Genomic DNA, 10,738 nt, shown 5'->3' on the forward strand with positions numbered 1-10,738 from the left:
ATCTTCACTTTAAACAAGCAAAAAGGAATAATAAGTGAAGCGTGTCACAAAAAAACGAAAAGAAGGCCTCAGCCTTCTTCTTCGACACAAAATTTTAAGAATTGTACGGCCCAGTCTACACTATTAACGTCATCAATTCGAAAACATGGTACATCGGTCTGGGCTTGAATGTCCGTCTTCATTTCGTCCTGCCAATAGACGATGGCCTTCACATTTGTTACTGCCGACAGCAATTCCAAATCGGTTTGGCTCCTAATCAATAAAACCTTGGGAAATGGTTTATGTTTATAGCCTTCAATCAGGATGACATCGGGTTGAAAAAAACCCAACAGTTGAATTTGTCGCTCCAGCCCGCCTTTGAAATCCTCTGCCTGAAGAATCATGCGGCCGCCGCCTTCAACAATTGAAATGCCGGCCCCTTTCTCGATCTGTTTGACCGAATCTTTGCCATCCGGAACATCAGGTTTGCCCCCATGACCGTGATGCTTTATCGTGGCAGTTGTGATTCCTAAGGCTTTCAGTCTTTGAATCAGCTTCAGCGCATAAGTCGTCTTGCCGCTATTTTGGTAGCCGACCACTTGAAAAACGGCCGGTTTTACCAAGGCCACTCACTGCCGGTTTGGTCTTCTAACATAAGGACCTCCACTTCGCTGCCCTCGGTGAATCCCCTTGTTCCGCCTGGCAAAATGGTTAACGAATTTGCACTGGCCAAACTCATGATAATATTCGACTTATCGAGGCCGCTTGGGCTTACTTTAAGTCTCCCATTTTCCACTGTCAGGGCACTCCGGACAAATCTTGTAAACGGATTGGCCTTCGGAAAGTCAACGTCTAGGATCGCTGTTTCCTTCCGAAGGTGCGGTTTTTCGGAGAATAACATTCTGCGAATAATCGGCCGGGCAAATAATTCAAATCCCACATAGCAGGCCGATGGGTTTCCCGAAAGCCCAAATAACAGCTTGCCGTTAAAATGGGCCACCGTCGTAACACTTCCCGGACGCATTGCCACCTTATTAAACAACACTTCAGCCTGCAACTTTTCATATATTTCCGGAAGATAATCAAAATCGCCAACGGAAACCCCTCCCGTGGTGACTAGAATATCCACTTTGTCGAGTGCATTATGTACCGCCTCAAAGCACGTATCAAAATCATCAGGTAATTTCCCAAAATACCGAACAATTGCGCCTGCCCGCTCAATTTGGGCGGCAATCATGTGTGAATTGCTATTGCGAATCTTTCCGGGAACCAATGGTTCCTCGACTTCCAACAGCTCGGTTCCGGTCGCGAACAAACCTACGATCGGTTTTTTGGCAACCGGAACCTGCTTGTAGCCGAATGTCGCGAGCATGGCCTGAATCCCTGGATTAACCAACGTTCCTTTTTTTACAAGTACTTTGCCTTCCTTTGCGTCTTCCCCTCTAAACGAAACATTTTCGCCTTTTTTAAAGCTTCGTTTTATTGACATGTATGGTGTTCCATTTTTTTCAAAGGTTTTGGCTACTTCAAACATAACCACTGCATCGGTACCTTTTGGCATAATCGCCCCGGTCATGATCCTCACCGCTTGGTTGTTACCCACCTGTTTTTCGGAAACCATGCCTGCTCCAATATGATCGATTACTTCAAATTCAACAGGATTTGTTAATGATGCCCCATTAGTATCAATGGATCTGACAGCAAAGCCATCATATGGGGCTCTGTCGAAATGAGGAACATCACAGGTGGCCGTTAAATCTTCTGATAAGAATCTTCCATAGCTTTCATCTATCGAAACATGCTCAGTGACACCTTGGAGTTGATATTGCATTATTTTTTTTACTGCATCCCCGATTGGAATTGGTTGTCTTCTTTCAAACAAATAAATCGGCTCCCATCTTATACAAAAAATCAAACTTGTTTATATTACATTCATTATAAGCCTACAAAAACTCAGGATACATAGCAAATATCACATTTGTGAAAGTTTCTTGACCAAAATTCACAAAAACATCCGCTAATGTGTGACGGTGGTCACCAAGTTCAAATCAAGTTTCCATTATGCTTATGTCAGAAAGTATTTTAGGAGGTTTTTCATGATGACTTTTATGATTACTGCAGATACCTTAGTTAGAGATATTGTCAACAAAATGCCCAAAACAAGTGATATATTCAAAAAATATCGTATCGATTTTTGTTGCGGCGGCAATATTCCACTGGCTGATGCAGCGGGACAAAATACGGATGCCGTTATGGAAGAGTTAAAAATGGTATACGAAAAAAGCCAATCCCAGGAAACTAGCCTTGAGGTCTGGACAAATTCTGATTCGAACACAATTATCGACCATGTCATTAGCCACTATCACCAAGCAACAAGAGAAGAATTAACCATGCTTAGCCCATATGTAACAAAGGTGTCCAAGGTCCATGGCGACCATCACCCAGAACTTTTAAAAGTGTATGAACTGTTTTACGAATTGAAAAAGGAATTGCTTGATCATATGGCAAAGGAAGAGGAAACGGTCTTCCCAATTATCAAAATGCTTGCCGATGGCACGGTTAAAAATCGTGAAGGGGCTATTAATATGATTGTGGCACTGGAAAAGGAACATGACCATGCGGGAGCAATCCTTAAAGAATTGCGGAGCATTACAGCTGACTTCACACCACCGCTTGATGCCTGCGGTACCTATCGTTTGGTTTACAAGCGTTTGGAAGACCTTGAGAGCTTGACCTTCATGCACGTCCACCTTGAAAACAACATTCTGTTTCCTAGATATTTCTAAATATGTTATTGAAAAAACTCCCCAACTTGGGGAGTTTTTTGTTTGATTAACCACCAATATAGGACATTTCAATTTTCTTGCGATTTTTGTTTGTTTCGGCTGTTCGTTCGTCAGAATATCTGTCTGTCCGGTTGTTCCAAATTCCGGTGATGCGTGCGGTGATTTCTTCATCCGTGGCACCATTTCTCATGAAATTTCGAATATCATGTCCATTTCCATTAAATAAACAGGTAAAGATTTGCCCGTTTGCTGACAATCGGGCACGGGTGCAACTAGAACAGAAGGATTCGGATACGGATGTTATAAACCCGACATTTACATCCGTGTCTTTATAGCGATAATGCTTGGCTACTTCGCCAAAGTAGGCCGGGCCAACAGGATCCATCTCAAAATGTTCCTTCAAAAGATGATAAATTTCCTTTTTGGTTACAACATCGTCCATCTTCCAACCATTTGTCGAGCCGACATCCATATATTCGATATAGCGCAATTCCAAACCATTTTCTTTGCAAAAGGAAGCCATCGGAATGATTTCCGAATCATTTAAACCTTTCTTAACAACCATGTTTAATTTTATGCCAAGCCCAGCCTGCTTTGCGGCTTGTATTCCGTCAAGGACTGGACCTGTTCCGATTCCACGGCCATTAATTTTCCCAAACAATTCATCATTCAAGCTATCCAAACTGATATTTACCCGTTTCAAGCCGGCGTCCTTTAATTTCTGTGCCAATTTTGGCAGCAACACTCCATTGGTGGTCAAACCAATGTCCTCTATGCCTTGTATGCTTGATACCTTTTCAACCAGCACCGGTAAATCCCTCCGCAAAAGCGGCTCTCCCCCAGTTAAGCGGATTTTCTTTACCCCAAGGCTGACAAAAATTTTAGCAAGCCGTTCAATTTCCTCGTATGTCAATAGTGCACTGCGAGGAAGAAATTCAAAATCAGAACCAAATTGATCTGCAGGCATGCAGTATTGGCAGCGAAAATTACAGCGGTCAATCACCGATATTCTAAGATCGCGTAGTGGTCTATTCAATTTATCATTAATAATGGTTTTTTCCATTTAGATCAACTCCGTTAGCTAAAAGAAGTTATTTATATCTATTGTAACAGATGTCAGTATGAAAAGACTGTTACTTTATTCACTATGAAATACTTTTTATTAGTAATTATCTTAACAATTTCAGTGAAAAGATTCATATCCATAAATTGGACATTCCTTATCACGAGGTTTCTTTCAGTTTTTCAAAAATTTATGTAAAAATGGAAGTTAGTTTTCACTATATTGTCATTGTTTACTTGGTTTCCTCCCCATTTCTTACGATAAAATGTTACTAACGAATAAAAAATTGAAACGACAGAATTAATAATTATGGGGTGAATCTTAATGAATACAACTATAAAATCAACTCATTCGATTGAAATAAAAGAATTATTAAAGTTTGCTGACCGAAGATTTAAAAGTGAACGGGGAAGATTTTTATTCCAGGAGGGAATGGTGGCTGAGGAACTTTATGTGATTGTTTCGGGTAAGATTCAAATCAGCAAGATTACATCTGACGGCCGGGAATTGTCCTTAAGAATCTGCGGCGAAAATGATATCTGCGGCGAATTGACCCTGTTTACCGACAGCCCAAAATATTTATTAAGCGCCAAGGTTCTTCAGGAAGGTGAAATTGCCGCAATTAGAAAAGACGTGATTGAAAGTGAAATCTTCCATAACAGCAAGCTTGCCTTTGAATTCATGAAATGGATGAGCGACCATTTCCGAAAAACGCAGACAAAATTCCGTGACCTTGTCCTCAACGGCAAGCGCGGGGCACTATTTTCAACATTAATCCGGATGACCAATAGCTATGGTGTGCCAAAAGATAATGGGATTTTAATCGACCTGCCATTAACAAACCAAGAATTGGCTAACTTCTGCGGCACTTCCAGAGAGAGTACAAATCGGATCCTGAGTGAGTTAAAACGCGACAATATCATTTCAATTAAACGCGGCAAAATCACAGTATTGGATTTACAATATTTAAAGGATGAAATTGGCTGTGAAAATTGTTCAGCCATTTATTGTAATATCGAGTAGGACTTTTAGTCTTCCTTCGTCTTTTTTTGTTAATCGGCAGCCGGATCACCGGCTGCCCATTTTATTATTGTGATTGTTCTTGTTTTTCTCGTAGAGCTTTTGGAATATATACGCAGAATGGTTCACTTTCCAAATAATCCCCGGTCATCGCATAGGCACGTGATCTTGAACCTCCGCAGACATTTCGGAATTCACAAACACCACATTTACCCTTGAAACCGTCTGGATTTCGCAATGATTTAAAAATCGGTGACTCGCGATAAATTTCTGCCAACGGTGTCTCCCTGACATTTCCCGCCTTAACCGGCAGTAGACCGCTAGGGTAGACATCCCCAATATGGGAGATAAATACAAAGCCGTTACCGTCATTTACGCCCTTAGGTGCGCGTCCGAGTCCATCAATTGAGCCAGTCAATCCCTTTTCGGTTAATGCTGACAAGTAATTGATTTCAGCGGTCTGGGCTTTGGCTTCGCGCATTTTTTGCTGAATCACGACACGGCGATAATGCATAGCCTCAGTCGTTTTAATATCAAACGGTACACGCTTGCTCAATTCATACAACCAGCGCAATACTTTTTCATGCTCAACAGGAGAAATCATGTCTGTTACTTGCCCTCTCCCTGTTGGAACAAGGAAGAACACGCTCCAAAGTACACACTTCAAATCCTCGACCATTTTGGCCATTTCTTCAAGGTATTCATAATTGTATCTTGATATGACCGTGTTGATTTGAATCGGCATATCCAGTTCATGCAAAAATTTAATTTTTTCCATCGTCAAATCAAATGAGCCAGCGGTACCGCGGAAATGGTCATGCACCTCGGCATTTGGACCATCAATACTAAACGCCCAGCGGGAAAGACCAACCTCTTTTGCCTTGCGCATTGCATCAATGGTTACATTTGGAGTTGCACTTGGGGTCATGGACACACGAACTCCCTTGGATACAGCATATTTGGCAAGGTCAAAAATGTCCTGCCTCATAAGCGGATCGCCACCTGTAAAAACGAGCAGCGGGTTATTCATATCATATATTTGATCAATAAGGTATTTACCTTCTTCAAAGGTTAACTCTCTGGGATCTCTCATATACTGAGCATCGGCACGGCAATGCAGACACTTTAACTGGCAAGCACGTGTAAGTTCCCATATGACAATAAACGGATCCTTATTAAAATCGCGGCTAAAATCCATCCTGAAACGCCTCCTAATACTGGCTATTTCAATCCATACAAATAGCCTTCATTACTCTGTATTATAAAGGTGTTTATGTTGGAATAAAGTGAACTTCCTCACAACCAAGCTTGCAGATATGGACGTTTTGTGACCACAAAAAAACAGCAGGAAAGTTCCTGCTGTTTTTAAGAAATGGTTATTACTTCATATTTTGCTGCCAGGTCAATAAAATCTGCCATGCTGCTGATTTTGCCAACAGTTAATTTTTCGGTTACTTCATAGTGGTCTGCACATGTTTTGCAAGCCAGTATGTCGACTCCTTTTTCTTCAAGCTCCTTCAGATGGACAGAAATCAGCGACTGCTCTGTCATCGTCAACACCCCGCTGTTCATACAAAACACAGCGGCCGGTAGGTCTTCGCGCTGCTTTAAAATCGTAAAAAATGTTTCCAACACATTTTCCCCGAGCATTTGGTCGCCCCGGCCCAGCTCGGTTGAACTCACCAAGATCACTTTATTCTTCATAGGATTTGGCCCCTCTAGCGAATGCCCAAAGCGATTTTTGCATAACGGGACATCATATCTTTGTTCCAAGGCGGATTCCAAACAATATTTACATCGACATCTTTGATTTCCGGAATATCAGCCAAAGCCCGTTTTACTTGATCGACAATTGTTCCAGCAAGCGGGCAGCCCATAGCTGTTAACGTCATTGTAACTGTTGCTTTTCCTTCATCATCCATATCTACGTCATAAACTAATCCCAAATTAACAATATCTACCCCAAGTTCTGGGTCAATTACAAGCTCCAATGCGCCCATAATATTTTCTTTTAATTCTTCATTCATGTCAGATTCACTCCCAAACAGTTTTATGGTTACCATTATAACAAAAGGAATTTCGAAAACCAGTATATCGTTCTTTTAAGTCAATTGAAGTGATTTTTTTTTACAGTTTTCATATTAATTGTTAACATATTGATAATAGAAATAATACGTCAATTCATTTTTATTGCTTACCTTCGGGAATACCAACTAAAGAGAGGGTTACTATGACAGAGAGACATTTAATTGCCTTGGATTTGGATGGAACACTATTAAAGGACGACAAAACAATTTCAGCCAAAAACAAGGACATACTGCAAAAAGCAAAAGATCAAGGCCATATCGTCATGATTGCTACGGGAAGACCGTATCGTTCCAGCGAAATGTACTACCGGGAACTTGAATTGGATACGCCTATTGTCAACTTTAATGGCGCCTTTACCCATCATCCCAAAAATCCCGATTGGGGATTTTTTCATGAGCCGCTTGATGTCAAAGTGGCAAAGGATATTGTTGAGGCCTGCAGAAGCTTTAATTTTCACAATATTATTGCCGAAGTAATCGATGATGTTTACTTTCATTATCATGACCAAAAGCTGTTGGATATTTTCAGCTTTAGAAATCCAAAAGTCACCACAGGTGATTTAAGCAATTATTTAAAAGATTCACCCACCAGCATGTTGATTCACACCGAGGAGGACCAATTAAAGAAAATTCGCGATCACCTTTCCCAGGTTCATGCAGAAGTCATTGATCAGCGCAGCTGGGCAGCGCCATGGCATGTCATTGAAATTATTAAGGCAGGATTAAATAAAGCGGTAGGGTTAAAAAAAGCGGCAGATTATTATGGCATTCCAAAGGAACGGGTCATTGCCTTCGGAGACGAGGATAATGACTTGGAAATGCTGGAATATGCAGGTCACGGTATTGCCATGGGAAATGGCATTGACCAGGTAAAGAACATTGCCAATGACGTTACCCTTACAAATGAACAGGATGGCGTTGGGGAATATTTGGCGGAATTGTTAAATATAAAGTAAAACCGCCGTCAGCCATTGTTTACCTAAATGAACGCCTCCTCGTTAGAGCATACTAGTTGATGAAACAGCAAATCTGTTTCAAATAGAGCTTTTAAGCATATTGGAGGGATTGTAATGGGTAGAAGCAGATCTAGACGCTTTGTCCAGCAGGGAACGGATTCGGTCAAAAAACATGATGCACGAATTCCTTACCGCATGACCTACGCTGAAGCAGAAGCTCAGAAAATGGCCAATGTGCAAAACTCCTCGCTTGGAGGAATTTAACGATGGGTAACCGTTTATTCCAGGAAGCGCGCAGATTTGTTGAAACGGCGGTAGCCGCTGGCCCTGAGGACCGCGAAATGGCTGTTGCAAAAGCAAAGAATGCCTTAAGCTCTGCTTTTGCAAACTCCACGATCGCTGAGCAACGTCAGCTCCAAGAAATGCAACAAAAGCTTGACCAACTCACGTAAGAAAAGCGGGGGCATCTTTCTTGATGCTTCCGCTTTTCTTTTTAAAACCGCCGCTCTAAAATTACAGGATAAAGATTGGTGATTTCGCCTTTTTCATTTTTTGGGTAAAGATTCAATAATAACGTGCCATTTTTCGGAACGGCTTCTGGAGGAACCTTTACATTTATAGTAAATCGCTCCCACTTCTCCCCTCCCTGGATTCGGACTCGCTGCTCTTGGATATACTCATTATGCCCATCTTCGACTGTATAGTAGAATATCCCTATCGGCTCCCTGGCTTCTCCTGAGACAACATAAGTGCCGTCTGCCCCGGACACCTGCACATGACGAAAAACTGGATTTTGTTCCGAAAGGATCAGCTTCTCCACCCTGCCGGCCTCCGCATTTGTCATCATCGGTATGAAAAGCAAGATCACACAAAGAAAAATTTGCATAATGGCACCCCTTTTCCTTTAATCTCTGCGAAAAAAACCGTATACGCCTGTTGTCTGGATAATATTTGTAAATGCATTCGGATCAACATCCTTAATGATGCGTTCTAAGTCAAACAATTCATAGCGGGTAATGACAATCATCATAATATCTCTCGTTTCATTAGAAAAGGCACCTTTCCCCGGAATCATCGTAATCCCGCGGACCAGTTTCTGATGAATGGCTTTTTTTAGCTCCTCAGCCTTTTTCGTGATAATAAACGCCGTAAGCTTGGCATGCCGGGTGTGAATCATATCGATTACCCTTGTTGAGGCGTAAAGAAACACCATCGTGTAAAGCGCCTTTTCCCAGCCATATAGGAATCCTGCCGTCAAGATAATCAGGCTGTTTAACAGGAACATATAGGGCCCAATCGGCTTGTCCTTCATTCTTGATAACACCATCGCAATAATATCAAGACCGCCGGTCGAAGCCCCCCATTTCAAGGTGATCCCAACACCTACCGCAATGATGACACCCCCAAAGACAGCATTTAATAAAATATCATGCGACAATTGTTTAATAGGGATGATTTCCAAAAATAATGAAGATAAAACGACAGTGATAAAACTGTAGATCGTAAACGATTTGCCGACCTTCATCCAGCCAAGAATCGCTACCGGGATATTCAACAATAGCAAAAGCAAACCCATCGACAGGTTGATGGGCGTGTAGTCGGTTAACACCTTAGACAACAATTGAGCGATACCGGTGAACCCGCTTGAATATACATTGGCCGGAATCAGGAATAAATTCATGCCGACAGCTGTTAAAAAGGCACCTATGATAACAACGACAATTTTTTTTATTTGCAGCCAAACCATGGGCAGTTCCGCCTTTCTTATTGTATTTTTTTGGTGAAACCGATAAACTGAAAAAGTGAATATAGATTTTTGAAAGCAGGTGAGCCTGATGCAGGTAAAAATACTGGCTGACAGCGCATGCGATTTACCGAAAAGTTTTTATGAAGAACAAAATGTAACGCTCTTTCCGTTAAAAGTTCATCTTAAAGACCGAGAATATGAGGATGTCAAAACCATTGATCCTAAGACTGTTTACGATGCCATCCGCAGCGGCGAAGTTCCGAAAACATCGCAAGCCTCTCCGCTAATGTTTGAAGAAGTTTTTACAAAAATGGCGGAAAACAATGAGGATGGAATTTACATAGCATTTTCTTCAGAATTGTCGGGAACATATTCCACCGCTGTTATGATTCTTGACCAAGTGAAGGAAAAATATCCAAATTTTAATTTAACGATTATTGATACAAAATGTGCTTCGCTTGGCCAAGGCTTGATTGTGATGGAGGCAGCACGGCTTGCGGCAGCGAATGTACCAAAACAGGAAATTGTAAAGGATGTTCAGTTTCGAGCTCAACACATGGAGCATCTGTTTACGGTTGAGGATTTGGATTATTTGGCTAAGGGCGGCCGTGTATCAAAAGCTTCAGCCTTTCTTGGCGGTTTATTAAACATCAAACCCATTTTAAATGTTGAGGATGGAAAGCTGGTCCCAATTGAAAAAATACGCGGTAAAAAAAAGGTGCTGCGCCGGATTATCGAGCTTATGAATGAGCGCGGCCATCATCTTAATGAACAGGTCATTGGCATCAGCCATGCAGATACAGAAGAAACTGCGTTGGAAATGAAAGCGATGATTGAGGAAGAGTTCCATCCGAAAGAGGTTTATATCTCTCAAATTGGTTCAACCGTCGGTGCCCATACAGGACCCGGCACCATCTCAATTTTCTTTTTAAATACATTGCCTTCATAATAAAAAAAACTCGCCAGTGGCGAGTCAGATTGTCGAGAAAGGGTATATTTCTCGGCAATTTTTTGTTTATTAGAATCTGAAATACCGATTTTATTGAAAAAATTGTCCCTGCTAATGGGCCTGTTGATTTCCGCTCCAGGTGCTTCGCTTT

The 10,738-nt window shown here is 41.6% G+C and carries 14 protein-coding genes; 6 read left to right on the top strand and 8 right to left on the bottom strand.

What is annotated here, in order from left to right; translation table 11 throughout:
- Positions 1–68: 68 nt before the first annotated feature.
- Positions 69–608, bottom strand: a complete 540-nt coding sequence (gene mobB, locus M3234_RS21780) for a molybdopterin-guanine dinucleotide biosynthesis protein B (RefSeq protein ID WP_262306716.1) — start codon at positions 606–608, stop codon at positions 69–71.
- The gene (locus M3234_RS21785) at positions 596–1,861 is read right to left on the bottom strand and encodes a molybdopterin molybdotransferase MoeA (RefSeq protein WP_262306717.1); all 1,266 of its coding nucleotides are present in this window, start codon (positions 1,859–1,861) and stop codon (positions 596–598) included. The genes mobB and M3234_RS21785 overlap by 13 nt, the downstream gene beginning before the upstream one ends.
- Before the next feature lie 214 nt (positions 1,862–2,075).
- Between M3234_RS21785 and ric the strand changes: the two genes are divergently transcribed.
- Positions 2,076–2,765, top strand: a complete 690-nt coding sequence (gene ric, locus M3234_RS21790; RefSeq protein WP_396953978.1) for an iron-sulfur cluster repair di-iron protein — start codon at positions 2,076–2,078, stop codon at positions 2,763–2,765.
- A 46-nt stretch (positions 2,766–2,811) separates the two neighbouring features.
- Here the strand turns inward: ric and moaA are convergent, their stop codons facing one another.
- Positions 2,812–3,828, bottom strand: coding sequence for a GTP 3',8-cyclase MoaA (gene moaA / locus M3234_RS21795; protein ID WP_262306718.1), 1,017 nt, complete (start codon positions 3,826–3,828; stop codon positions 2,812–2,814).
- A gap of 324 nt (positions 3,829–4,152) precedes the next feature.
- On the opposite strand from moaA, the gene M3234_RS21800 reads away from it, so the two are divergent.
- Positions 4,153–4,851 (top strand): Crp/Fnr family transcriptional regulator, encoded by a 699-nt coding sequence (locus tag M3234_RS21800; protein ID WP_262306719.1) that lies wholly within the window; start codon positions 4,153–4,155, stop codon positions 4,849–4,851.
- A gap of 64 nt (positions 4,852–4,915) precedes the next feature.
- Here the strand turns inward: M3234_RS21800 and M3234_RS21805 are convergent, their stop codons facing one another.
- From M3234_RS21805 to M3234_RS21815, 3 genes are all read right to left on the bottom strand, one after another.
- Complete coding sequence (locus tag M3234_RS21805; protein WP_262306720.1) at positions 4,916–6,046, bottom strand: TIGR04053 family radical SAM/SPASM domain-containing protein; 1,131 nt, start codon at positions 6,044–6,046, stop codon at positions 4,916–4,918.
- A gap of 167 nt (positions 6,047–6,213) precedes the next feature.
- A complete protein-coding gene (locus M3234_RS21810) occupies positions 6,214–6,552 on the bottom strand; it encodes a DsrE family protein (protein ID WP_262306721.1) in 339 nt (112 codons plus the stop codon).
- A 14-nt stretch (positions 6,553–6,566) separates the two neighbouring features.
- Positions 6,567–6,875, bottom strand: coding sequence for a metal-sulfur cluster assembly factor (locus tag M3234_RS21815; RefSeq protein WP_262306722.1), 309 nt, complete (start codon positions 6,873–6,875; stop codon positions 6,567–6,569).
- 203 nt (positions 6,876–7,078) lie between these two features.
- Between M3234_RS21815 and M3234_RS21820 the strand changes: the two genes are divergently transcribed.
- The 3 genes from M3234_RS21820 (at position 7,079) to M3234_RS21830 (ending at position 8,343) form a co-directional block, all read left to right on the top strand.
- Positions 7,079–7,891, top strand: a complete 813-nt coding sequence (locus M3234_RS21820) for a Cof-type HAD-IIB family hydrolase (RefSeq protein WP_262306723.1) — start codon at positions 7,079–7,081, stop codon at positions 7,889–7,891.
- A 114-nt stretch (positions 7,892–8,005) separates the two neighbouring features.
- On the top strand, positions 8,006–8,155 hold the full coding sequence (locus M3234_RS21825; RefSeq protein ID WP_172799272.1) for a hypothetical protein: 150 nt from the start codon (positions 8,006–8,008) through the stop codon (positions 8,153–8,155).
- A gap of 2 nt (positions 8,156–8,157) precedes the next feature.
- On the top strand, positions 8,158–8,343 hold the full coding sequence (locus M3234_RS21830) for a DUF3813 domain-containing protein (RefSeq protein WP_262306724.1): 186 nt from the start codon (positions 8,158–8,160) through the stop codon (positions 8,341–8,343).
- Positions 8,344–8,384: 41 nt separating this feature from the next.
- On the opposite strand, the gene M3234_RS21835 is transcribed toward M3234_RS21830, so the two are convergent.
- Positions 8,385–8,777, bottom strand: coding sequence for an intracellular proteinase inhibitor (locus tag M3234_RS21835; RefSeq protein ID WP_262306725.1), 393 nt, complete (start codon positions 8,775–8,777; stop codon positions 8,385–8,387).
- 18 nt (positions 8,778–8,795) lie between these two features.
- Positions 8,796–9,638, bottom strand: a complete 843-nt coding sequence (locus M3234_RS21840) for a YitT family protein (RefSeq protein ID WP_262306726.1) — start codon at positions 9,636–9,638, stop codon at positions 8,796–8,798.
- 88 nt (positions 9,639–9,726) lie between these two features.
- Here M3234_RS21840 and M3234_RS21845 point away from each other — a divergent pair, with 88 nt between their 5' ends.
- Positions 9,727–10,587 (top strand): DegV family protein, encoded by an 861-nt coding sequence (locus tag M3234_RS21845; protein WP_262306727.1) that lies wholly within the window; start codon positions 9,727–9,729, stop codon positions 10,585–10,587.
- Positions 10,588–10,738 lie beyond the last annotated feature (151 nt).

The organism is Neobacillus niacini, assembly GCF_023715785.1.
Lineage (GTDB): Bacteria > Bacillota > Bacilli > Bacillales > Cytobacillaceae > Neobacillus > Neobacillus niacini_E.